The 24,101-nt window shown below is 53.8% G+C and carries 24 protein-coding genes and 1 pseudogene; 15 read left to right on the forward strand and 10 right to left on the reverse strand.

All coding sequences use genetic code 11. From position 1 onward, the window contains the following. The first annotated feature begins 5 nt into the window (after positions 1-5). The 4 genes and pseudogenes from L350_RS18600 to L350_RS22835 all read left to right on the forward strand — a co-directional run bounded on the left by L350_RS18600 (position 6) and on the right by L350_RS22835 (position 3,475). On the forward strand, positions 6-212 hold the full coding sequence (locus tag L350_RS18600; RefSeq protein ID WP_022648388.1) for a hypothetical protein: 207 nt from the start codon (positions 6-8) through the stop codon (positions 210-212). 284 nt (positions 213-496) lie between these two features. Beyond that, positions 497-1,015 carry a hypothetical protein gene (locus tag L350_RS18595; protein ID WP_032624090.1) on the forward strand — a complete coding sequence of 173 codons (519 nt, stop codon included), beginning with the start codon at positions 497-499 and terminating at the stop codon, positions 1,013-1,015. A gap of 296 nt (positions 1,016-1,311) precedes the next feature. Continuing rightward, positions 1,312-2,730 (forward strand): annotated as a pseudogene (locus L350_RS23815) (RHS repeat-associated core domain-containing protein); the annotation flags it as partial. Further along, positions 2,723-3,475 (forward strand): macro domain-containing protein, encoded by a 753-nt coding sequence (locus L350_RS22835; protein WP_050595057.1) that lies wholly within the window; start codon positions 2,723-2,725, stop codon positions 3,473-3,475. The pseudogene L350_RS23815 and the gene L350_RS22835, both read left to right, overlap by 8 nt. A 549-nt stretch (positions 3,476-4,024) precedes the next feature. Here L350_RS22835 and ychF read toward each other — a convergent pair. Continuing rightward, on the reverse strand, positions 4,025-5,119 hold the full coding sequence (gene ychF, locus L350_RS18590) for a redox-regulated ATPase YchF (protein WP_010432886.1): 1,095 nt from the start codon (positions 5,117-5,119) through the stop codon (positions 4,025-4,027). A 126-nt stretch (positions 5,120-5,245) separates the two neighbouring features. Then, a complete protein-coding gene (gene pth / locus L350_RS18585; RefSeq protein WP_032624091.1) occupies positions 5,246-5,830 on the reverse strand; it encodes an aminoacyl-tRNA hydrolase in 585 nt (194 codons plus the stop codon). Positions 5,831-6,104: 274 nt separating this feature from the next. On the opposite strand from pth, the gene ychH reads away from it, so the two are divergent. Beyond that, positions 6,105-6,380, forward strand: a complete 276-nt coding sequence (gene ychH, locus L350_RS18580) for a stress-induced protein YchH (protein WP_003856655.1) — start codon at positions 6,105-6,107, stop codon at positions 6,378-6,380. 120 nt (positions 6,381-6,500) lie between these two features. Then, positions 6,501-7,559 (forward strand): MerR family transcriptional regulator, encoded by a 1,059-nt coding sequence (locus L350_RS18575; RefSeq protein ID WP_032624092.1) that lies wholly within the window; start codon positions 6,501-6,503, stop codon positions 7,557-7,559. Here the strand turns inward: L350_RS18575 and dauA are convergent. The 4 genes from dauA to lolB all read right to left on the reverse strand — a co-directional run bounded on the left by dauA (position 7,545) and on the right by lolB (position 11,899). Continuing rightward, complete coding sequence (gene dauA / locus L350_RS18570) at positions 7,545-9,224, reverse strand: C4-dicarboxylic acid transporter DauA (RefSeq protein WP_023300295.1); 1,680 nt, start codon at positions 9,222-9,224, stop codon at positions 7,545-7,547. The two genes, L350_RS18575 and dauA, sit on opposite strands and share 15 nt — an antisense overlap. Positions 9,225-9,348: 124 nt before the next feature. Beyond that, positions 9,349-10,296, reverse strand: a complete 948-nt coding sequence (gene prs, locus L350_RS18565; protein ID WP_003856663.1) for a ribose-phosphate diphosphokinase — start codon at positions 10,294-10,296, stop codon at positions 9,349-9,351. Positions 10,297-10,421: 125 nt separating this feature from the next. After that, on the reverse strand, positions 10,422-11,291 hold the full coding sequence (gene ispE, locus L350_RS18560; RefSeq protein WP_032624093.1) for a 4-(cytidine 5'-diphospho)-2-C-methyl-D-erythritol kinase: 870 nt from the start codon (positions 11,289-11,291) through the stop codon (positions 10,422-10,424). Then, positions 11,288-11,899, reverse strand: a complete 612-nt coding sequence (lolB, locus tag L350_RS18555; protein ID WP_003856665.1) for a lipoprotein insertase outer membrane protein LolB — start codon at positions 11,897-11,899, stop codon at positions 11,288-11,290. Before lolB ends, ispE begins: the two co-directional genes overlap by 4 nt. A 201-nt stretch (positions 11,900-12,100) precedes the next feature. Here lolB and hemA point away from each other — a divergent pair, with 201 nt between their 5' ends. Genes hemA through kdsA form a run of 6 tightly spaced genes read left to right on the forward strand, consistent with a single transcriptional unit; the run spans position 12,101 to position 17,404 of the window. Next, the gene (gene hemA, locus L350_RS18550) at positions 12,101-13,357 is read left to right on the forward strand and encodes a glutamyl-tRNA reductase (RefSeq protein ID WP_003856666.1); all 1,257 of its coding nucleotides are present in this window, start codon (positions 12,101-12,103) and stop codon (positions 13,355-13,357) included. A 41-nt stretch (positions 13,358-13,398) separates the two neighbouring features. Continuing rightward, complete coding sequence (gene prfA, locus L350_RS18545; RefSeq protein WP_003856667.1) at positions 13,399-14,481, forward strand: peptide chain release factor 1; 1,083 nt, start codon at positions 13,399-13,401, stop codon at positions 14,479-14,481. After that, the gene (gene prmC, locus L350_RS18540; RefSeq protein WP_032624094.1) at positions 14,481-15,311 is read left to right on the forward strand and encodes a peptide chain release factor N(5)-glutamine methyltransferase; all 831 of its coding nucleotides are present in this window, start codon (positions 14,481-14,483) and stop codon (positions 15,309-15,311) included. Before prfA ends, prmC begins: the two co-directional genes overlap by 1 nt. Then, entirely contained in the window at positions 15,308-15,700 is a 393-nt protein-coding gene (gene sirB2 / locus L350_RS18535; RefSeq protein ID WP_032624095.1) for an invasion regulator SirB2, read from the forward strand. Before prmC ends, sirB2 begins: the two co-directional genes overlap by 4 nt. A 3-nt stretch (positions 15,701-15,703) precedes the next feature. After that, a complete protein-coding gene (gene sirB1 / locus L350_RS18530) occupies positions 15,704-16,513 on the forward strand; it encodes an invasion regulator SirB1 (RefSeq protein ID WP_022648376.1) in 810 nt (269 codons plus the stop codon). Positions 16,514-16,549: 36 nt separating this feature from the next. Beyond that, entirely contained in the window at positions 16,550-17,404 is an 855-nt protein-coding gene (kdsA, locus tag L350_RS18525; protein WP_022648375.1) for a 3-deoxy-8-phosphooctulonate synthase, read from the forward strand. A gap of 114 nt (positions 17,405-17,518) precedes the next feature. Here kdsA and chaA read toward each other — a convergent pair whose 3' ends face one another. Further along, positions 17,519-18,619, reverse strand: a complete 1,101-nt coding sequence (gene chaA / locus L350_RS18520; RefSeq protein WP_003856672.1) for a sodium-potassium/proton antiporter ChaA — start codon at positions 18,617-18,619, stop codon at positions 17,519-17,521. Positions 18,620-18,887: 268 nt separating this feature from the next. On the opposite strand from chaA, the gene chaB reads away from it, so the two are divergent. Both chaB and L350_RS18510 read left to right on the forward strand, forming a co-directional pair. Then, entirely contained in the window at positions 18,888-19,118 is a 231-nt protein-coding gene (chaB, locus tag L350_RS18515) for a putative cation transport regulator ChaB (RefSeq protein WP_032624096.1), read from the forward strand. A gap of 177 nt (positions 19,119-19,295) precedes the next feature. Further along, positions 19,296-19,991: a gamma-glutamylcyclotransferase gene (locus tag L350_RS18510; RefSeq protein ID WP_017384255.1), complete on the forward strand. Its 696-nt coding sequence runs from the start codon at positions 19,296-19,298 to the stop codon at positions 19,989-19,991. Positions 19,992-20,021: 30 nt separating this feature from the next. On the opposite strand, the gene L350_RS18505 is transcribed toward L350_RS18510, so the two are convergent. From L350_RS18505 to L350_RS18495, 3 genes are all read right to left on the reverse strand, one after another. Beyond that, the gene (locus L350_RS18505; protein ID WP_015570352.1) at positions 20,022-20,261 is read right to left on the reverse strand and encodes a hypothetical protein; all 240 of its coding nucleotides are present in this window, start codon (positions 20,259-20,261) and stop codon (positions 20,022-20,024) included. Between the two features lie 196 nt (positions 20,262-20,457). Beyond that, complete coding sequence (locus L350_RS18500; protein WP_032624097.1) at positions 20,458-22,242, reverse strand: methyl-accepting chemotaxis protein; 1,785 nt, start codon at positions 22,240-22,242, stop codon at positions 20,458-20,460. Positions 22,243-22,348: 106 nt separating this feature from the next. Beyond that, a complete protein-coding gene (locus L350_RS18495; RefSeq protein WP_023300288.1) occupies positions 22,349-22,702 on the reverse strand; it encodes a DsrE/DsrF/TusD sulfur relay family protein in 354 nt (117 codons plus the stop codon). Between the two features lie 73 nt (positions 22,703-22,775). Between L350_RS18495 and nasR the strand changes: the two genes are divergently transcribed. Then, positions 22,776-23,948, forward strand: a complete 1,173-nt coding sequence (gene nasR, locus L350_RS18490; RefSeq protein ID WP_023300287.1) for a nitrate regulatory protein NasR — start codon at positions 22,776-22,778, stop codon at positions 23,946-23,948. Positions 23,949-24,101: the final 153 nt, after the last annotated feature.

Raw genomic sequence — 24,101 nt, forward strand, 5'->3', positions numbered from 1 at the left:
AAGTGATGACAGATGAAGAGTTACGAAAGAATCTTGTTTTTTTAATAAAAAAATATGTTCCGGAAAGTCAACAAAAAGCATTTTATGATGATATATCAAAGTCTACTGTGCCAGTGAAAGGTATTTTAGCTGACTTTAATAAAATCAAAACCAGAACTGTCGATGAAGTTGATGGAGATTTAATACGGGATATTTACTTTTATTTTTGTTGACAGATATATTGGAGATAGCTCACATGCTCAGCATTTCCTTAATATTAGAGGTGGAAATGCTGAAGTTGTCTCTTTAAAGTACCTAAATGGATGGCGGATTTCATTGAAGAAAGTGCAATACCTCAGGCAGGTTATCGTACTAATCCGTTAAATCAAGGGGGATTAGCTCCTAAACGCGTGGATCCGACTACGCCAGGTAGGTCGCATGAATTACCATCAATATGGCCAGAATGGCTTGAAGAAGTAGCGATTCCAGGCTCCGGGAATGTAAGATAGGTTACTATATGAATATCAATAAAGATGACGAACTCCTTGTGATAGTTAAGTATGAAGGAAGATTTTATTGGTTCGTTGCGTTCAAGGAAATGTGGGTCTTCGACAGAGTTAAATGGGTAGAGGATTTTGTGAAAAGTGGGGTGGAAATAAACCTTCAGGATATCCATAAGGAAAGATATGACATACCAGTAGTAAATGAAGGAAACGCGCAGATATTCATTGATGATTTAATTAAAGATGGTTATTCATACGAAAAGGATGACATAGCTGAGGAGTTTTATAATAGGCTTTCGCAAAAAACAACTTGGTGGGGTATATATGAACTTATGCCGGATTTATTTATAGACTTTGATAATAAAAAATTATATTCGGAATATGTTGAGAGTATGCATTATCAAGAATATGTGCCTGATGGTTGGCACGGTGAACTTGTTGATTTTTGCAGTAATGGATCGTTACCTCAAGATGAAATGTTCTGGATAAAAAATGAAACTGATCATAGAAGCGTTTTGATCGCTAAAGGATAAAATATATTTTCAGCATACCATTTTGAGATAATGCAATGATCGATTCAACACGCCAATTAGTGTTTGTGTTAAGCGAGACAAAGCCGTTGCCAACTGTTTTGACCATCTTCAACGCTCAGGGTGAAAATCGAAAAAAATCCATGCCAAAGCGTGGATTTTTTTCATTCAAAACAAATCAAACGTTAAACAAGAAGCTCATCACGTCGCCATCTTTAACGATGTAATTTTTACCTTCAGCTCATATTCGGGCTGCCTCTTACGCTCCTTGCTGAATCCTACCCTCAATAAGCTGTCAGTATACCCGCGGCGAACTCCACCGTGAGACCAGCCGCACCCAGAGGCTGCTGACCACCCGCAGCGAATACGACCGCCTTGGCCGACTGCATCGCCGGGACGTTTTTACCGGCAATGCCCAGCGCCCGTCGCCGCGCCGCTGGTCCCGCCGCTGGGATTACGACTATCGCAATAATCTTGTCCGCGAAGAGCGGGACGATAACCCGTTCAGCTGGTACCGCTGGCAGTACGACAGCGCAGGGCGCCTGCTCGTTCAGGACGGCACGCTGCCCGGTCAGGAGCAGTGGCGCTGGGATGCGGCCGGTAACCCGCTCGAGGGGGCTGCTGAGAAAGTCACGCACAACCGTCTGACGCAGCTCAACGGTATTCGCTGGCGTTATGACGTCCATGGCCGCACCGTGGAGAAGGATAATGGCCAGACCCGCTGGCACTACCGCTACGACGGCGAGCACCGCCTGACGGAGGTCAACAGCCAGCCACGGAACCGCAACAGACCGCAGACGGAGGTCAGCTTCCGCTATGACCCGCTCGGGCGACGCATCAGCAAAACGCGCCGCCAGATGCTGGGCGGCCAGCCAACCGGCAAACCGGTCACCATCCGGTTTGTCTGGGAAGGGTTCCGGCTGTTGCAGGAAGTACACGGGGATGTGCCGCTGACCTACGTCTACAGCGATCAGGACAGCTACGATCCGCTGGCACGTATTGACGGCGTTGATGCCCCGGAGATCTTCTGGTTCCACTGTCAGCCCAACGGCACGCCGGAGCGGATGACGGATAGCGAAGGGCAGGTGCGCTGGGAAGGGGTGAACAGCGCCTGGGGCAAACTGCTGCGGGAAAGCGAGACGCAGGTATCAGGATATTCCCAGAACCTGCGTATGCAGGGGCAATACCTGGATCGTGAGACAGGGCTGCACTACAATCTGTTCCGGTATTACGACCCGGACTGCGGAAGGTTTACGCAGCAGGACCCGATAGGGCTGGCGGGAGGGATAAACCTATACCAGTATGCGCCGAATGCGCTGGGGTGGGTGGATCCGTGGGGGTTGACTCCTAAAACATTAATTCACTACACGACTGAAGAAGGGATGAAAGGTATCACGGAAAGTGGTGTAATAAGACCTTCATCAGGAGATATACACGCCCGTTTCGGGGATGGACAATACTTCACTAATATCAGACCTGAAATGATTGGCGGACGAACACTCAAAGATGTTGGAGGAACTGGAAAAATGTCTCTGGGTCAATTAGCAGCTGATATATATGGTGATGCGAGGAAATTAAAAGGTATAAGCCATTTTGTCGAAATAGATGTTACTGGCTTAGATGTAATTGAACCCCGGAAAAATACATTTTTGATCTTAAACACAAAAGATCTCGTTGTCTCTAAAAGAATTGTTAAAAGTGGGAGGAGTTGTGGTTGAGGTGAAAAAATATTATAAAGGAAGTGTTGATTTTATTGCAGGTGAAGGGACTATTCTCAATGAGTTCATAGGAGAAGTAGCCACGCGACAAATAAATATTATAGATGGAAATTATTATGCTTCTTCCTCTTTGCTAGATAAAAAAGAAAAAGTTGGCTTCCTGCTGTATGATGGTAAGAAAAGCGACCTGGACTTAAGTGACGCCGAAGAAATTTCAAATGAGGAATTTGAAGTTTTCTGGCAAACATCAACGGGTTCATTGCAAGAAAAAAAGCGAATAAAATACTTGTCTGGAGATGCTGTGGAACCTTTGAAAAAATCCACAGTTATTGCTCATATTGTGAATAATAAAGGGAAGTGGGGTAAAGGTTTTGTTCTGTCCCTTTCAAATAAATATCCTGCGGCAAAAAAAAGCTATCTTAGTAGCTTCAAAGAAAATAACTTCCCAGAATTAGGGATGGTTGATTTTGTTATGGTTGATGCTCAGGAGAAGATATTTATTGCTAATATGTATGCGCAGGATGGTATAAAGAAAAATATCAACGACAAAAAACAATACGTTTGTTATGACTCTCTGGAAGTTTGTCTTGAAAAATTATCTGACTTTGCTTTAGTGAATCGCCTTTCTGTACAAATGCCAAGGATAGGAGCTGGCCTCGGTGGTGGTGATTGGAATGTCATAGAGTCATTAATACTAAAAAATATTTGCTATAAAATGATTGATTGCAATGTAATAACTTTATAATTTTAAATAAAAATTTAACCATATATTATGGTATTTCTGGCGGTTTCTTAGGCAAGGCTTTTTATTTAAAAGGGCAAGAACTTAAGTATGATAATATCTATAATAATATACTATTGGAGAAGGAAACGAGTTTCACGATGATAAAAAATACGTCGAGGCTTTAGAGCAATACCAAAAAGCCTGGCAAGCTCTTCATGAGCCAAAGTTCGAATCGGAACTTGCTAACTGGATCGCTGCCTGCATATACAGCGCATGTTTTGATCTCGCGGATTACGCTGAGGAAAACAAATGGGGAAAGACGACATTACGGACACGTGGATCGGATATAGACACTGCACCCTTAATCGATCTTGGCATGGTCTGTTATGAGTTAAATCAATTCGAGGAAGCGTATAAATATTTTAACGATGCTTATAACTACAGCAAAGAGCGTGCGTTTCAGGATAGACCTGAAAAATATCTAGAGTTCTATCTGCGCAAAAGGGGATAAGTTCGTTACTCTATAAAAAAATCCACGCCAAAGCGTGGATTTTTTTAATTCAAAACAAATCAAACGTTAAACAAGAAGTTCATCACATCGCCATCTTTAACGATGTAGTCTTTCCCTTCCGCACGCATCTTGCCAGCTTCTTTCGCGCCTTGCTCACCCTTGTAGGTGATAAAGTCTTCAAACGCGATGGTCTGCGCACGAATAAAGCCTTTCTCGAAGTCGGTGTGAATTTTACCAGCCGCCTGAGGCGCAGTTGCACCCACAGGGATGGTCCACGCACGCACTTCCTTCACGCCAGCGGTGAAGTAGGTTTGCAGGTTCAACAGCTCATAGCCCGCGCGGATCACGCGGTTCAGGCCCGGCTCTTCCAGACCCAGTTCGGCCATGAACTCTTCACGGTCGGCATCGTCCAGCTCGGCGATATCAGATTCAACGGCCGCGCACACGGCAACAACCACAGAACCTTCAGCAGCGGCAATTTCACGCACTTTGTCGAGGTACGGGTTGTTCTCGAAACCGTCTTCGTTAACGTTGGCGATGTACATGGTTGGCTTCAGGGTCAGGAAGCTCAGGTATTTGATCGCCGCTTTGTCTTCTTCAGTCAGGTTTTTCAGCGCGCGCAGCATGCCCGCGTTTTCCAGCTGTGGCAGACATTTTTCCAGGGCAGCCAGTTCCGCTTTCGCGTCTTTGTCGCCGCCTTTGGCTTTCTTCTGCACGCGGTGAATGGCGCGCTCGCAGGTGTCGAGGTCAGAGAGGGCCAGCTCGGTGTTGATGACGTCGATGTCGTCAGCCGGATCCACTTTGTTGTTAACGTGGATAATGTTGTCGTTCTCGAAGCAGCGCACAACGTGGCCGATCGCTTCGGTTTCACGGATGTTGGTCAGGAACTGGTTGCCCAGGCCTTCACCTTTGGATGCGCCTTTTACCAGGCCCGCGATGTCCACGAACTCCATGGTAGTTGGCAGAATGCGCTGCGGCTTCACGATTTCCGCGAGCTGGTCCAGACGCGGATCGGGCATAGGAACAACACCGGTATTCGGCTCGATGGTACAGAACGGGAAGTTCGCCGCTTCAATACCTGCCTTGGTGAGCGCGTTGAACAGGGTGGATTTGCCCACGTTTGGCAGACCGACGATACCGCATTTGAATCCCATTTCTAAATCACCTTAATATCTTGATAATCAATCCGTTAACGATAACCGATTGAAGAAAAGTAAATAACTACGCCTATTATACACGTAACCCGCGCGACGCGCGGTAAAAAAGCCCCATGGCGCCGATTATTGCGCTTTGAAAGCGTGCAGTCGATTGGTGGCTTTCGTCAGGCCGTCCTGAAGCCAAATCTCGGTGCAGCGGGCCGCTTCGTCCACCGCTTCGTCAATCAACTTCTGCTCAGAAACCGGTGGTTTACCCAGTACGAAACCAACAACTTTGTTTTTATCGCCCGGATGGCCGATTCCCACGCGCAAACGGTGGAAATTAGGGTTATTACCCAGTTTGCTGATGATGTCTTTAAGGCCGTTGTGGCCGCCATGACCGCCGCCCAGCTTGAACTTCGCCACGCCTGGCGGCAGATCCAGTTCGTCGTGGGCCACCAGGATCTCATCCGGATTGATGCGATAGAACGTTGCCATGGCCGACACGGCTTTGCCGCTCAGGTTCATAAAGGTGGTTGGCACCAGCAACCGCACGTCGGCACCCGCAAGATTGATGCGTGAGGTATACCCGTAAAACTTGGGTTCTTCACGCAGGGGCGCGCGCAGACGTTCCGCCAGCAGATCAACATACCAGGCGCCGGCGTTATGGCGGGTAGCGGCATACTCTGCGCCCGGATTGGCGAGGCCGACAATCAGTTTAATCGTCACGATTTACTTCCTAATGGGTTCCAGATCTGGCGCGTAGTTTACTGTCTGGCGCGCCGCTTGACAAAGTTCTGCCTGCTGTACACCGAAATGCGAATAATTTCTTCTTTGAACAATTAGAATTTCAAGCTGTTCAATGTCTTATTTGTAAATTTTTGTCCGGGAGTTATCTGTAAATGTGATCATTCACGCAACTCATATAAGTGGCGTTGTCTATACTTTACACACAAGGAGAAGGGGTTTTTCCCCTGACAACCCAAAGTTCCGGAGGTGACATATGAAACGCAAAAACGCTTCAATGCTCGGTAACGTGCTAATGGGGTTGGGACTGTTCGTGATGGTCGCCGGTGTCGGTTATTCAATTTTAAACCAATTACCGCAGCTTGACCTCCCACAATACTTTGCGCATGGCGCGGTGCTGAGTATCTTCCTCGGTGCGGTATTGTGGCTCGCCGGGGCGCGCGTGAGCGGACATGAGGAAGTCTGCGATAAATACTGGTGGGTGCGCCATTACGATAAACGATGCCGCCGCGACCAGCGCAAGCATAGCTAGTGCCCCATAAAGAACACCGAAACGACTTCATCTGAAGTCGTTTTTTTTTGCATGACGCATTGACCCTCACGTAACGTAAAGCTTCAGAGTAGCAACACTGGCAGAACAAAAGGAGCCGTTATGTTGATTCAGGTGGGTGAACTGGCGAAACGTGCTGGGATCACCGTGCGGACTTTGCATCACTACGAGCAAACAGGGCTGTTGTTACCTTCTGCCAGAAGCGCGGCAGGCTACCGGCTTTATAACCTGGCGGATGTGCAGCGTCTGCATATGATCCAGACGCTGGCAAAAGCCGGGCTGGAGCTTGCCGAAATCAGGGATTTTCTGGAACAGCGTTCGCTGTCATTAGCGGAATTACTCGACGGGCAAATCACTTTGCTGGACAAGCAACTGCGTAGCATCCATACGCTGCGCAACCGGCTGGTGGAATTGCGTACCGGGCTGACCGACGATGCGACGCCGGATCTGGAATCCTGGCTACAGACTCTGGAGTTAATGAATATGTACGATCGCTGGTTTAGCAAAGAAGAGTTGCAGCAACTGCCGTTTGCGGTAGAGAAAGAGGCGCTGGCGGATATCTGGTCGGGTCTGGTGACGGAGGTTAAACATTTACTGGAACAGAACGTCAGCGTCACGGACGCGCGGGCGACCGATTTGGCTTCATGGTGGATGGAACGCCTGGAACAGGATACCGCAGGCAAACCGGAATTTTTGACCCGTCTGAACGAAATGCACAGCGTGGAGCCGCAGATGCAGGAGCAAACCGGCATTACACCGGAGATTATGGATTACATCACGCGGGCGTTTGCCGAATCAAAGCTCAGCATCTGGGAGAAATATCTCACTGCCGAAGAGATGGCCTTTACCCGGGCGCACTACTTTGACCGGATGATGGAGTGGCCGCCGCTGGTGGCAAAGCTACATCAGGCGCAGCGGGATAATCTCAGTCCCGCTTCTGACGATGCGCAAAAGCTGGCAGAAAAGTGGCTGGTTTTATTCCAGTCCTATGCGGGAACAAACCCGCAGACCCAGCAAAAATTTCGGCTTGCCATGCAGCAGGAGCCGCATCTGATGAAAGGCACGTGGATGACGCCTGCCGTGCTTGAATGGCTCCAGCAGGCGATCGGGGTGATGATGCAAAGACGTATCTCTGCATCAGATGACTCACAGATCCGCTAATGCAGCTTCACGGTTAGGGTAGAAGGACAATCGGCCAGGGATCGGCTGTACGCCCGCGCGCGCCATGGTGCGCAGGGGCTGGAATTCGAGGTTACTGATCCGCAGCTCGCAGCCTTCCGGCAGGCGGGCAATAAAGCGCTGGAAGGCATCCAGACCGCCGGCATCCAGCACCGGGACGGCATCCCACTTCAGCACCACAATCCGTTTGCCCGCGATTCGGGACGCCAGATCGCTGAACAAACCTTCCGCCGCGGCGAAGAACAGCGGGCCAATCACGCGCAACACCAGCACATCTTCAGGCACCTCAACGTTAACCGGGGAGAGACGCGTCATCTGCGCGATGCGGCGCATAAACAGCAGCGAGGCCAGCACTATGCCGACGCTGATAGCGATAACCATATCAAACAGCACGGTCAGCGACATGCAGATCAGCATCACGATGATGTCGTCTTTCGGCGCACGGCGCAGCAGATTCACCACCTTATGCGCCTCACTCATATTCCAGGCCACCATCAGCAGCAGCGCAGCCATGGCAGAGAGCGGAAGCCATGAAAGCAGTGGGGCAAGGATCAGCAGCGCCATGATCACCAGCAGGGAGTGAATGACCGCGGAAACCGGTGATGTCGCGCCCGCACGTACGTTCGCGGCGGAACGGGCAATCGCAGCCGTAGCCGTAATACCGCCGAAGAACGGTGCAACGATGTTCCCTAAGCCCTGACCGACCAGTTCGCTGTTGGCTTTGTGCTTAGTGCCGGTCATGCCGTCGAGCACGACGGCGCAGAGCAGGGATTCAATCGCGCCCAGCATTGCCATGGAGAACGCGGCAGGCAACAGAGCGCGAAGGGAATCCCAGCTCAGGGTGAAGCTGGAGCCCGGCATGTCCCACGGCAGAACCAGCTGCGGCAGCAGCTGCGGAATACCGTTACCCTGTGAGCCATCCGCCAGAACATAGTGGAACTGGGAGCCAATGGTGGCGACCTGTCCACCGAGCAGGTTGACGACGCCCATCACCGCGCAGCCCAGCAGCAGAGCGGGGAGATGCCCCGGGAGACGAATGCCTAAGCGAGGCCAGACGATGAGTGTGCCGAGGGTAACGATGCCAATGGCTGCATCGCCCAGGTTGGCCGTCGGCAACGCCATAAACAGCGCGCCCACTTTCTGTAAGTAGTGCTCCGGAACATGGGCCATTTGCAGGCCGAGGAAATCCTTAATCTGCATGGTCCCGATGGTAATCCCAATCCCCGAGGTGAACCCCAGCGTCACGGAAAGGGGAATATATTCAATCAGGCGACCAAAGCGGGCCAGACCGAACAGAATTAAAAAGATGCCGGACATCAGGGTGGCAACCAGCAGGCCTGCCAGACCAAACTGTTGGGAAACCGGGTAGAGGATCACCACAAAGGCGGCAGTTGGGCCGGAGACGCTGAAGCGGGACCCGCCCGTCAGCGCAATCACAATCCCCGCAACGGCTGAGGTGTACAGCCCGTACTGCGGCGCGACGCCGCTACCAATCGCCAGTGCCATCGCCAGCGGGATGGCAATAATCCCGACGGTGATCCCGGCTATCAGGTCACGAACGAAGCGTGACGACGTGTATTTCTCTTTCCAGCAGGCGTCGATGAGGGCGCGAAAGGGCAGAACATGTGAGGAGGTTACGTTTTTCACAATTATCTATCATCCGTGTGCGCATCATCTGTCATATGAATGGCAGGTGAAGGAGGCATAAGTCATACAAATAAATACTATAAACAAAAAAACCCGCCGTAGCGGGTTTTTTGGCCGTGTTCGATCAGTGTTCGAACATTGCAGAGATGGATTCTTCGTTGCTGATACGACGAATCGCTTCGGCCAGCATCCCGGACAGAGTCAACGTACGCACGTTTGGCAGCGCTTTGATCTCGTCACTCAGTGGAATGGTATCGCACACCACAACTTCGTCGATGACGGAGTTACGCAGGTTGTTTACCGCATTGCCGGAGAAGATCGGGTGAGTCGCGTAAGCGAATACGCGTTTCGCACCACGCTCTTTCAGCGCTTCAGCGGCTTTACACAGCGTACCGCCGGTATCGATCATGTCGTCCACCAACACGCAGTCGCGGCCAGCCACGTCACCGATGATGTGCATCACCTGAGAAACGTTAGCGCGCGGACGGCGTTTGTCGATGATCGCCATGTCGGTATCGTTCAGCAGCTTCGCGATAGCTCGAGCACGTACCACGCCGCCGATGTCTGGAGAAACCACAATCGGGTTGTCCAGATTCAGTTGCAGCATGTCTTCCAGCAGGATTGGGCTGCCGAAAACGTTATCAACCGGCACGTCGAAGAAGCCCTGGATCTGCTCTGCGTGCAGGTCGACCGTCAGTACGCGGTCAACGCCGACGCTGGACAGGAAGTCTGCGACAACTTTAGCGGTGATTGGCACACGCGCGGAACGGACGCGACGGTCCTGACGTGCATAGCCAAAGTAAGGAATAACAGCAGTGATACGGCCAGCAGAAGCGCGACGCAGCGCGTCGACCATAACAACCAATTCCATCAGGTTGTCGTTCGTTGGAGCACAGGTGGACTGGATGATGAAAATATCACCACCGCGTACATTTTCGTTAATTTGTACGCTGACTTCGCCGTCGCTAAAGCGACCTACAGCGGCGTCGCCGAGGGAAGTGTACAGGCGGTTGGCAATACGTTGTGCTAGTTCCGGGGTGGCGTTACCAGCAAAAAGCTTCATATCAGGCACGAGAAGAACCTCAGGCATGCGTCCAGTGGTGGATAGCGTTCGCCGCAAACTGCGGGGCCTAAGCAAACGCTATCCAGGCGGTGTATTAAAGAGCGCGATGCAACGTCTGGAACAGGGTGACGTTGTCACCGAAACTCAGTCTGCGCCAGAATGGCCTGCTGTAGGGGGGAGGTGTTCATCCCGCGTGCTACAAAACCATGCAGCCAATCCGGCGCTTGCTCAAGCACCTGACGGGCGGCGGATTCGGTGTCAAATTCAGCAAAGACACAGGCCCCTGTACCGGTCAGGCGCGACGGCGCGTATTCTAACAGCCAGGAAAGCACCGCATCAACCTCGCGAAAACGTTTTCTTGCGATATCCTCGCAATCGTTGCTGAATTCACAATTTAATAACGTTTTTATTGACCGTACCGGGGTATTTCTTTTCAGGTCAGGATCTTTAAAGATGACCGGGGTAGGAATGCTCACGCCAGGGTGAACGATCAGATACCATTTTTCCGGCGGATCGACCGGCGTGAGGATTTCGCCCACCCCTTCAGCAAACGCCGCGTGGCCGCGCACAAATACGGGTACATCGGCGCCCAGCGTCAACCCTAACGCTGCCAGCTCGTCCGTTGTCAGACCGCAGCCCCACAGATGGTTAAGCGCCACCAAAACGGTTGCAGCATTTGACGAACCGCCGCCAAGACCGCCGCCCATCGGCAAGCGTTTGTCGATACGGATATCCGCACCGCTTCCCGCTGGCAGACGACCCGACGACGACGCCGTTTTCATCAGCAGGCGGGCAGCGCGCACGATCAGGTTATCGTCATGCGCCACGCCGTCGACTGGCGTCAGCAGGCAAATCTGCCCGTCCTGACGCGGTTCGATTGAGATCGTGTCGCCGTAGTCGACAAACTGAAACAGGGTTTGCAGGGTGTGATAGCCGTCAGCGCGCTGCCCGGTAATGTAGAGAAACAGGTTCAGTTTTGCGGGAGAGGGCCAGTGGGTCATCATTTAACGATCCAGTTATCCATTTTCAGCTTGATACGCTGGCTACCCTGCGTCAGCTCCATATTGGACGGCAGCGATGGTTGCGTCTTGCTGTCATACGCGCTGTACACCACTTTCCAGGTTTTACCGCCCTGGGTGTAGTTAACCTGGCTCAGACGGTATTGGTCATCAAGCGTATAGTCGGTGGCGTCACCCGGCAGGCCAAGGATCCACTGGCGCAGACTATTGAGCGGAATCGGCATCCCGGTCAGTTTGCCAATCATCTCTTCGGCGTCGGTCGCGGTGTAGTGCTGGCCTTTGTTATCGGTGATCTGCGCTTCGCCAGGCTTCGCGTTAAGCTCCAGCTCGGTGCTGCCCAGCGGGTTGAGCAGCAGCAGGCGATAGTTGTCCTGCCCCGTTTGCTGCCAGAAGAAGCGAGCATAAACTTTTTGTTCGTCAGAGAGATATGCAAATGCACCGCGGGTCTGGTACTGGCTTAATTTCAGCACATCCTGCTGGTGCTGACGCCACTGCGGTGAGTCGGGGCTTTTGCCCGGGCCTTTCGGCTGATGAACGGAACAGGCGGTCAGAACCAGGGCCGCCAGAGGCAGCAGGCGAATCATTCGGGTCATAATGATGACAAATCCTTGAGATACGTTGCAGTTATAACTGTTAATGCTAGCGTTGAAGGGTGCCACCGTCTACGTTCAAATTATCTCAAAGCGCGGCGTAAGCTATTACTCCGAAAGGGGGCAGTCTCTTTTATTGATCTCGCGCATCCTGTATGATGCGTCCTGCTAACCTTATTAACGCTGGTACTACTCCCGCTCAACATGACCCTATTAGCACTCGGTATTAACCACAAAACGGCCCCGGTTTCACTGCGAGAACGCGTTACGTTTTCGCCGGATACGCTCGACCTGGCGCTGGATAGCCTGCTTGCACAGCCGATGGTGCAGGGTGGCGTGGTGCTGTCGACGTGCAACCGTACCGAGCTCTATTTAAGCGTGGAAGAGCAGGACAACCTGCACGAGGCGCTGATCCGCTGGCTATGTGACTATCACAACCTCAACGAAGAAGAGCTGCGCAACAGCCTGTACTGGCATCAGGATAACGATGCGGTCAGCCATCTGATGCGTGTGGCCAGCGGTCTGGATTCGCTGGTGCTGGGCGAGCCGCAGATCCTCGGCCAGGTGAAAAAAGCCTTCGCGGATTCCCAGAAAGGGCATCTGAAAGCCAGCGAACTGGAGCGAATGTTCCAGAAGTCATTCTCCGTGGCAAAGCGTGTGCGAACCGAAACCGACATTGGCGCCAGTGCGGTTTCGGTTGCTTTCGCGGCCTGTACTCTTGCCCGTCAAATCTTTGAATCGCTGTCGACCGTCACCGTACTGCTGGTGGGGGCGGGCGAAACCATCGAGCTGGTGGCGCGCCATCTTCGCGAACACAAGGTGAAGAAGATGATCATCGCTAACCGCACCCGCGAACGTGCGCAGGTGCTGGCAGATGAAGTGGGCGCTGAGGTGATTGCGCTGAGCGACATCGATGAACGTCTGAAAGAGGCGGACATTATTATCAGTTCTACCGCCAGCCCGCTGCCGATTATCGGGAAAGGGATGGTCGAGCGTGCGCTGAAATCCCGCCGCAATCAGCCGATGCTGCTGGTGGATATCGCCGTTCCGCGTGATGTCGAACCGGAAGTGGGCAAACTGGCGAACGCCTACCTGTACAGCGTGGATGACCTGCAAAGTATCATTTCGCACAACCTTGCCCAGCGTAAGGCGGCGGCTGTGCAGGCGGAAACCATCGTTGAACAGGAAACCAGCGAATTTATGGCCTGGCTGCGCGCGCAAAGCGTCAGCGAGACCATCCGCGAATACCGCGGTCAGGCGGAGCAGGTGCGTGATGACCTGACGGCCAAAGCGTTAGCGGCCCTTGAACAGGGCGGCGACGCGCAGGCGATTATGCAGGATTTAGCCTGGAAACTGACCAACCGCCTGATCCATGCCCCAACCAAATCTCTTCAGCAGGCTGCCCGTGACGGGGACGATGAACGCCTGACTATTCTGCGCAACAGCCTCGGGCTGGAATAGCGCCCTATACCCATTTTCTAAGACAAGGTGCATTTACGCCTATGAAGCCTTCTATCGTCGCTAAACTGGAAGCTCTGCACGAGCGCCATGAAGAAGTCCAGGCGCTGCTCGGCGATGCCGGGACCATTGCCGACCAGGAACGTTTTCGCGCGCTGTCGCGTGAATACGCGCAGTTAAGTGATGTTTCAAAATGCTTTACCGACTGGCGACAGGTCCAGGAAGATATCGAAACCGCGCAGATGATGCTCGACGATCCTGAAATGCGCGAGATGGCCCAGGAAGAGTTGCAGGACGCTAAAGCGCGGTCAGAAGAGATGGAGCAGCAGCTTCAGGTCCTTCTGCTGCCAAAAGATCCGGACGATGAGCGTAACGCTTTTGTGGAAGTCCGCGCCGGTACCGGCGGCGACGAAGCGGCGCTGTTCGCCGGAGATCTGTTCCGTATGTACAGCCGTTATGCGGAATCACGCCGCTGGCGCGTAGAGATCATGAGCGCCAACGAAGGCGAGCATGGCGGCTACAAAGAGGTTATCGCCAAAATCAGCGGCGACGGCGTTTATGGTCGGCTGAAGTTTGAATCCGGCGGTCACCGCGTGCAGCGCGTGCCTGCGACAGAATCTCAGGGACGCATTCACACCTCGGCCTGTACGGTGGCGGTCATGCCCGAGCTGCCGGAAGCGGAACTGCCGGATATCAACCCGGCGGATCTGCGCATCGACACCTTCCGCTCTTCAGGGGCGGGTGGTCAGCACGTTAACACCACCGACTCCGCTATCCGTATTACTCACCTGCCCACCGGGATTGTGGTTGAGTGTCAGGACGAGCGATCCCAGCACAAGAACAAAGCTAAGGCGTTATCCGTGCTGGGTGCCCGTATCCACGCGGCGGAAATGGCGAAACGCCAGCAGGCGGAAGCCTCTACCCGCCGTAACCTGCTGGGCAGCGGCGACCGTAGCGATCGTAACCGCACCTATAACTTCCCGCAGGGGCGCGTAACCGACCACCGCATTAACCTGACGCTCTACCGTCTGGATGAGGCAATGGAAGGCAAGCTCGATATGCTGATTGAGCCTATCGTGCAGGAATACCAGGCCGACCAGCTGGCGGCGCTGTCCGAGCAGGATTAATGGATTTTCAGCGCTGGTTACGTGAGGCGGCCCGTGAACTTTCAGAAAGTGAAAGCCCGAAGCGGGACGCCGAAATTCTGCTTGAGCATGTGACGGGTAAAGCCCGCACGTATCTGCTGGCTTTCGGCGAAACCGAACTGACAGCTGAACAGCTATCGCAGCTGGAGGCGCTGCTCGCCCGCCGTAAAACCGGCGAGCCGGTGGCGCATCTGGTTGGCGAGCGCGAGTTCTGGTCACTTCCGCTGTATGTTTCAGCGGCGACGCTGATCCCGCGCCCGGACACCGAGTGTCTGGTGGAGCAGGCGCTGGCGCGGTTACCGGCGCAGTCGTGTCAGATCCTCGATCTGGGTACCGGCACCGGCGCGATTGCGCTGGCGCTTGCCAGCGAGCGGCCGGACTGTATCGTGACGGCGGTAGACGTGATGCCTGATGCGGTCGCCCTCGCGCGGCGCAACGTTGAACGGCTGGGGTTGAACAATGTTTCCGTTCTGCGAAGCAGCTGGTTTGCCGCGCTTGAAAGCCGCACGTTCGAAATGATTGTCAGCAATCCGCCCTACATCGACGAAGACGATCCGCATCTCGCGCAGGGCGACGTGCGTTTTGAACCGTTGACCGCGCTGGTCGCTGCGAATCAGGGACTTGCGGATCTCGATCACATTGTGACAACGTCACGGCAACATTTGCTTCCCGGTGGCTGGCTGCTGGTGGAACATGGGTGGACGCAGGGAGAGGCGGTGCGAGCACTGTTTACGCGTGCCGGATACGCCGCCGTGGAAACCTGCCGGGATTACGGCGGCAATGAACGTCTGACGCTGGGGCAGTGGTCATGAGCCTGTTTACGCTGCTAATCACCGTTCACCTGGTTTCCGTTGCCCTGACCATCGGCTTTTTCATTGTCCGCTACTGGTGGCGCTACAGCAATAATCCGCTGATTAACGCCCGCTGGGTACGTATCGCCCCACACGGTATCGACACAGTGCTGTTCCTTTCCGGAGCCGGGTTAATGTGGAAGACCGGCTATCTGCCATTTACTGATAAAGGCCTATGGCTGACTGAAAAGCTGTTTGGCGTTATCATCTACATCGTTTTGGGTTTTATCGCGCTTGGGCGTCATCGTCCGCGCAGCCAGCAGACAGGGTTTATCGCCTTTCTGCTGGGTCTGGTGGTGCTGTACATCATCATTAAACTCGCCACCACAAGAATACCGTTACTGGGGTAAGTCATGAGGTCCTTAGCCGATTTCGAATTTAACAAAGTGCCGCTATGCGATGGTATGATCCTGATTTCAGAGATGATCCGCGACGATTTCACATCACAGTACGTTTACGCTGAACTGGAAAATCTGGTCAGCCTGGCGCGCGAAGAGATCAATCAGGCACGTCCGCAAGACTGGCAATTAGAGAAGCTGATTGAGCTTTTCTACGGCGAATGGGGTTTCTGCGACACGCGAGGCGTGTATCGCCTGTCTGACGCACTGTGGCTGGACCAGGTGCTGAAAAATCGACAGGGTAGCGCCGTCGCGTTGGGCGCCATTTTACTGTGGGTTGCGCACCGACTGGATATTCCACTGGTGCCGGTCATTTTTCCGACGCAGATGATTTTGCGGGCGGAGTGGCTGGACGGTGAGATGTGGTTAATCAATCCGTTTAACGGCGACACGCTGGATGAGCATACGCTGGACGTCTGGCTGAAAGGCAACATCAGCCCGATAGCGGAGCTGTTCAATGAAGATCTCGATGAAGCCGATAACGCCGAAGTGATCCGCAAGCTGTTGGATACGCTGAAGTCTGCGCTGATGGAAGAGCGTCAGATGGAGCTGGCCCTGCGCGCAAGCGAAGTGCTGTTGCAGTTCAATCCGGAAGATCCGTACGAAATCCGCGACCGCGGCCTGATTTATGCGCAGCTCGACTGCGAGCACGTGGCGCTGAATGATTTGAATTATTTCGTCGAGCAATGTCCGGAAGATCCGATCAGCGAAATGATTCGCGCGCAGATCAACGCGATCGCGCATAAACACATTACACTGCATTAATCTTAATTCCGATTCACACCTGAATAAGGCGATCCTATGAAACAAAAAGTGGTTAGCATTGGTGATATCAACGTGGCAAACGACCTGCCGTTCGTGCTGTTTGGCGGTATGAACGTTCTGGAATCCCGCGATCTCGCTATGCGCATCTGCGAACACTACGTGACCGTGACCCAGAAGCTGGGCATCCCGTACGTGTTTAAAGCCTCTTTTGACAAAGCCAACCGCTCCTCCATTCACTCCTACCGTGGCCCGGGCCTGGAAGAGGGGATGAAGATTTTCCAGGAGCTGAAACAGACGTTTGGCGTGAAAGTGATCACCGACGTGCACGAAGCGTCTCAGGCACAGCCCGTGGCTGATGTGGTAGACGTGATTCAGCTTCCGGCGTTCCTGGCGCGCCAGACTGACCTGGTAGAAGCGATGGCGAAAACCGGTGCCGTGATTAACGTGAAAAAACCGCAGTTCGTGAGCCCTGGCCAGATGGGTAACATCGTCGATAAGTTTATCGAAGGTGGTAACGACCAGGTGATCCTGTGCGACCGTGGTTCAAACTTCGGTTATGACAACCTGGTTGTGGATATGCTGGGCTTCAGCGTAATGAAGAACGTCTCTAACCAGTCTCCGGTGATTTTCGACGTGACCCACTCCCTGCAATGTCGCGACCCGTTTGGCGCCGCGTCTGGCGGGCGTCGTGCGCAGGTGACCGAACTGGCGCGCGCCGGTATGGCAACCGGCCTGGCGGGTCTGTTCATTGAAGCGCACCCGGATCCGGTTAACGCGAAATGCGACGGTCCATCCGCGCTGCCGCTGGATAAGCTGGAGCCATTCCTGAAACAGATTAAAGCGATTGACGATCTGGTGAAGAGCTTCGACGAGCTGGATACCAGCAACTAATAAAAAACCCGCTTCGGCGGGTTTTTTTATGGGGCATATTGCCGGGCGGCGCTGCGCTTACCCGGCCTACAAAATCTATAGGCCCTGCAAGCGAAGCGCCGCTGGGCAATTACACTACGCAAATATCGTCATCAGATACGCAATAAACAGCGCCATATGCGCCGCGCCGTTCAGCACATTGGTGCGACCGGTTGAGAAGGAAATCTGGCACAGGAGTAGCGACGCTACCATCACAATCATCTCTGGGGCACCCAGCGCAAACTGCAATTCATTCCCCGTCATAAAGGCAATAAGCGTTACCACCGGAACGGTAAGGGAGATGGTCGCCAGAACGGAGCCAAAGAACAGATTCATCGCACGCTGCACCTGATTATTGAGCACCGCTTTCAGCGCTCCCAGGCCTTCTGGCGACAGGATCAACAGGGCTACCAGGAAACCGGTAAAGGCGACCGGCGCGTTCAGTTCAGTTAACAGCGCCTCCAGCGGGTTAGCATTCATCTTGGTGACCGCAATTACCGCAATCAGATGCACGATCAGCCAAACCGTGTGCCACGCGCTGCTGTGGGCTGACGGCTTACCGTGATGCGGGTCATCATCGTCGCCGTCGTCTTCATGCTCGTAAACAAACAGGCTCTGGTGCGTTTTGGTCTGGATCAGCAAAAACACGCCGTACATCGCCGCGGAAATCAGCGCCACCAGCAGCGCCTGGCCGGTGGTGAAGTTTGCGCCCGGCAATGCCATCGGGAATACCAGCACGATAATCGCCAGCGGGAACAGGGCGATCAGATACTGTTTAATGCCAAAAAGGTTCATGTACTGGGTGGCAAATTTGCGGCCACCTAATAAAAGCGAAAAACCGACCAGGCCGCCGGTAACAATCATAATGATGGAGTAGAGCGTATCGCGCATTAACGTTGGTGCGGCGTCGCCGGTGGCCATTAATGCGGAAATTAGACTGACCTCAAGAATCACAACCGAAAGGCTTAAAATTAATGACCCATACGGCTCTCCAAGACGGTGGGCTAAAACATCCGCATGGCGTACCACGCTAAATGCACTGGTTAAAATACCCACCAGAGCCAGAATATTGATCCCCACAACCACTGGCAATGACTGACTGCTTCCCCAGAAGAGCAGCACAGCCAGTGCCAGAACCGGGAAAATGAGAGAGGTCTCCTTGTGGCGGGTCTTTACCGCCTCGTGTGTTGCTGTCATGTGTTTCTCCAACAGTGCAGGTGCTTGTAATTATAGATAGATTTTGAGGGTGTTAAATTAACAGAAAACGGTTAAATACCCTGTATTTTTTACTTAATTTTACCCTTTAATGGGATTTTTCTTCCTGAAGCTTATAATTCCTCATTTACACAAAATAATAATTTAATAACAATGCCTTGCACTCTTAAATAGTTCATTTCTCGCTGTCGGCTGGCACCCTGGCGTATCGTCGTCCACACTTATCTTTTAGCCAAAAGAGAGGTTAGCGATGCCATACAAATCGAAAAGCGAATTACCGGATAACGTGCAAAACGTACTGCCTGCCCACGCTCAGGATATCTATAAAGAAGCCTTTAACAGCGCCTGGGATCAATACAAAGATGAAGAAGATCGCCGGGACGATGCCAGCCGTGAAGAGACGGCGCATAAAGTGGCCTGGGCCGCCGTAAAAAATGACTATGAGAAAGGGGATGATGACAAATGGCACAAAAAGAAATAGCTGCCGAATAATACACTGCCTCCATTTTGACATTTCAGGCGGTTGAACTGCCGCTGTATTGCATCTGGCCCGCGAATTGCTTATCGTTGCTCAACTGCTGTTAAAATGAACAGCACAGAATGCCGGGAAGGCGCATTAAACATGTCGCAAGGAAGCATGCAGTGGCGGAGGTGGAATGTGTTAACGCGTGATTTCTTGATGAAGGCAGATTGTAAGACGGCATTTGGTGCTATTGAGGAATCGCTTCTGTGGTCGGCTGAACAACGTGCGGCGTCGCTTGCGGCAACGCTGGCCTGCCGCCCGGATGATGGCCCGGTCTGGATTTTTGGTTACGGCTCTCTGATGTGGAACCCGGCGCTCGAGTTTGTTGAATCGGCAACCGGAACGCTGCCTGGCTGGCACCGCGCCTTCTGTTTGCGCCTGACCGCCGGACGCGGCAGCGCGTGTCAGCCTGGACGTATGCTTGCACTAAAAGAGGGCGGGCGCACCACGGGCGTGGCATACCGGCTGCCGGATACCACGCTGGAAGATGAGCTGACGCTGCTGTGGAAGCGCGAGATGATCACCGGCTGCTATATGCCCAGCTGGTGCAAGCTGGAACTGGACGACGGCCGCACCGTCAACGCGCTGGTGTTCATTATGGATCCGCGCCACCCGCTGTATGAAGCCGACACCCGAACCCAGGTGATTGCCCCGCTGATTGCCGCCGCCAGTGGACCGCTGGGCACTAACGCCCAGTACCTTTTCTCGCTCGATCAGGAGCTGACGCGTCTCGGTATGCAGGACGACTGTCTGAGTGAGCTGGTGGTGAAGGTTAAAGCGCTGCTGGAAGGGAACCCGCTCAGCAATACGCTGCGCCCGGGTTTTGCCTGATAATACGCCCGGCTGGCCGAGCGTTTATGGTTATGCTGCCACGTAACTTACGGAATGTTCGAGCGACTGGCTGTGGCTGTCGATCAGCACATCCCAGGTGCCGGTGTAAGGCACCGTCAGCCAGGCCTTATCATCCTGGACGGTAAGGATATCTGCCTGCGATTGCTTTTGCCCTTTTGTACTCATCAGATGGATGCGGCAACGTTCTGAGCAACGCACCACTACCGTATCCCCGCCAAACAGTTTCAGACTCGTTTTAACTCGTGCCATTTTTTATACCCCGTCGTTTTTGCCCATCCCGAGCGTGATGTTGTTCACAATTTACTCATTGCATAACACCAAAGGGGAAGGTGGGTGATGCTGATTTCGATCAAAAAATGGCGCAACGATTAAACAAAAATGACAAAATTTCTGAAACCTTTCAGCCGACGCGCGTTTTCCCTGCTTAACGCGCGTCCGGGAAAAATTATATGCGGAAATGGCCAGCGGTCTCAGCAAGGTCGCCCGCCTGGCTTTGCAGCGCGCTGGCCGCAGCAGCAGACTGTACAACGAGTTCAGCGTTCTGCTGCACCATGCGATCCAGGTGAGTCACCGCGTGGTTAATTTCATGGATGCCTTTCATCTGCTCGCGGGTGGCAATAGATATTTCACGCATAATGCCAGACACGCTCCCGACGCTGGCGCGGATCTCATCCATGCTGTCGCCCGCAAGGTGCACAAATCGGGAGCCGGTTGCAACGCTTTCGGTAGTGGAGTCAATAAGGGATTTAATCTCTTTCGCCGCCTGAGCGCTGCGGCTGGCCAGATTACGCACTTCCCCCGCAACGACCGCGAACCCACGGCCCTGCTCACCGGCACGAGCCGCTTCGACGGAGGCGTTAAGCGCCAGAATGTTGGTCTGGAAGGCGATGCCGTCAATCACGCTGGTGATATCGCCAATCTTTGCAGAAGCCACTTCGATGGACTGCATGGTGCTGATTGCCTGCGAGACAACTTCGCCGCCGCGCGCTGCGGCCGCAGAGGCCTTACTGGCCTGGTCGTTGGCTTCTTCGGCCGATTCATTCGACTGGGTAACGGAGGCGGTTATCTCTTCCACGGCGCTGGCGGTCTCACGCAGGCTGGACGCGGCCTGCTCGGTTCGTCCGGAGAGATCCTGATTGCCTGCCGCAATCTCCTGCGCGGCGTTTTTCACTGAGGCGCTGGCGTCGCGAAGCTGGACCATCACCACCGAGAGTTTATTGCTGAAGGCGTTAAACGCCTGCGCAATTTGCGCCACTTCGTCATCGCCGCTATCCGGCAGACGCTGGGACAGATCGTTGGTGCCGTTGGCAATGCTGTGCATCGCGTCGCGAATGTCGGACAGGCGCTTAAGCAGGCGGGCTATCAGGAGGTGGACAATGGCGCCGCTCAGAAGCGCCAGAATCACCAGCGAGATTGCCGACGCTTTCAGCAAGGAACGCATGCCGGAGGTAGCGTCGCTGCTGTCGAGGGCGACGACCAGCAGCCAGTTCGTGCCCGGCACGGCTGAGGCGATAAAGGTTTTTTCCTCAACATTCAGCGTCCCGTCGACCGGATTACCGCTCTTCAGCGCCGTAAGGTCGATGCCTTTGATCGTCCCGGTAAACGGCTTCAGCGTCAGGGTTGGCTCGTTGGCGGCAATAACCGTGCCGTCGCTGTTCAGGAGCAACCCGCTGCTGGCAGGCGTTGGGTGGATCCCGCGCACGTTCGCCACCACGCTATCCATGGCGACATCGCCCGCTACCACCGCTTTCAGAGTACCATTCTCCTTCACCGGTACGGCAAACGTCACCACCAGCTTCCCGGTCCCGGCATCAACGTAGGGCGCCGTCACAACCGGGCCATCCGTGCTCACCACCTGCTGATACCAGGGACGAATGGTTGGGTCATAATCCGCCGGGACCCCCGCAGGATCGGAGAATTTCGCCGTCTTGCTGGCGTAGCCTGCGTAGACGTTGGTGAAGCCGCCCGCCTGGGCTAATTGCTTAAACACCGGAACCGGATCGTCAGCCAGCGCGATACTCTGCGCGGAGGCAATCACCGTCATTTTGCTTTTGACCCAGTCGGCAATCGCCATATTGTGGCTGGCGCTGGTGCTGGTCAGTATATCGCGCTGCGACTGCTGATTATCCTGGCGCGTGACCTGAAAGTTGATAATGGTATTAAGAAGAAGGGCGACGACCATACAGCCTGTCGTCGCCGCAATAATGCGGGCGCGAATGGATCTGAACATAAGTGTAATACCTGCTGTGTTGTTTCCATGCCTATCGGCAATGGCGCAGGTAAACTTGATGCTGAAACCGCGTCCATAAGAAAATAATATTTTTAGCGATTTATTATTAAAAAGTTAATACTTTATCAGCGGTAAGAGTCCATTCAGCCAGTTCAACCAGCGTGCCAATTTCCACGCCATCAATCAGGGGCAGCCCGGTAATGCCGCGACCGTCGGTACAGGTTTTGCACAGCTTGACCGGAACGTTTTGCGCGGTCAGGATCTCCAGCATGTGTTGTATGTTGTAGCCCTCAGCGGGTTTCTGCCCCTTCAGCGCGGCCGTGACGGCATCGGACATCAAAAAGAGGCGCAGCTCCAGCTCACTCTCCTTATCGCGCAGCGCGATTGCCAGGCGCAGACTGTTAAAAAGGGATTCACTGCCGTAGGCCGCACCGTTGGCGACGATCACAATCTTCTGCATGTTGACTCCTGTTCTTTGAAAAGGCACGAATATTGCTTCTCATACCGAAGAATATGTATCGGAGAGAGAAACGATGACAATAGTGGCTGGCAGTTCGCCTGGCGCGACCGAATGGTTCCAGCGTGCAAGAATGCTGCGGGAGGAACAGCTCGGCAGATTAGCGCAGCTGGGCGCACTGGTGAACGGCATCAGTCGACTGGTGCATATGCTACAGTGCGAACGCGGTGCGTCAAATGTCTGGCTCTGCTCGCAGGGTAAATTGTACGGGCCTGAATGCAAGGCCAGCAGGGCTTTGGTGGATGAAAACCTTGCGGCATTGCACCTCCTGTTTAGCGAACCGCTGCCGGGCAGCGCCCTCTGCGAACGTATCGCCAGTGCACTGCACGGCCTTGAAACGCTGATGGTGCTGCGTGATGGCGTTACAGGTCAACGCGTCACCGCGCCGCAGGCGATGGAACACTACAGCCGCATACTGCGGCATCTGCTCAATATCGTACCTCAACTCAGCGACAGCATTGACGATCCGCACATCGCGGGCCGATTTGTGGCCCTTTACAGCCTGATGCAGGGCAAAGAACTTGTGGGACAAGAGCGGGCGTTAGGGGCTATTGGTTTCACCCAGGGATTCTTTGACGATGAAACTCGCCAGCGGCTGGTGGATCGCATTGATGGCCAGCAGGCCTGCTTTGAGGTTTTTATCTCCCATTGCACTCCAGACGTGCAGGAGACGTTTACCCTCAACTGTCAGCCGGGTCTGGAGACTGAAAAACTCAGGCGTGAAGCGTGCACCCGCCAGCCTCCGGCAGATAATGGCGATACCGCCCTCAAATGGTTTGCCCTGCAAACCGCGCGTCTTGAGCATCTGCGTACGCTGGAGGAGGTAGCCATTGCCGATCTGATGACGGCAGTTGAGGAGCGTCGTTATAGCGAAAACCTGCACGTAGACGATGAGTACGACGATATCCTGGCGCGATTTCCGGATAGACCACTGCTGCCGCTGGTGCGCCAGCAGGCGCGTGAAATTGAGCAACTCTCCCGTCAGCTTGCTTCCCTGCGCGACACGCTTGAGGAGCGCAAGACAATCGACAAAGCCAAAAGCGTGCTAATGACGCATCAGAACATGAGCGAGGAGCAGGCGTGGACAGCCCTGCGCAAAATGGCGATGGATAAAAACCAACGCATGGTGGATATCGCCCGTGCGCTCCTTACGGTGAAAAATCTGTGGAAGATACCCCCTGGGGAGTAGTTGCACAGTCAGTGGGCATTTTATGCCTGATTGAGGTGCGTAAAACAGCGCTCTCCTTGCAGAAACCCCGTAACGCCGGGGTTAAAAAGCTGGCATCACCTTTGCATTAACAGATTAACTATTTTTGACGATGCGCCAACGGCGGTGCATACG

This window comes from Enterobacter sp. MGH 4, assembly GCF_000534735.1.
Taxonomy (GTDB): domain Bacteria; phylum Pseudomonadota; class Gammaproteobacteria; order Enterobacterales; family Enterobacteriaceae; genus Enterobacter; species Enterobacter intestinihominis.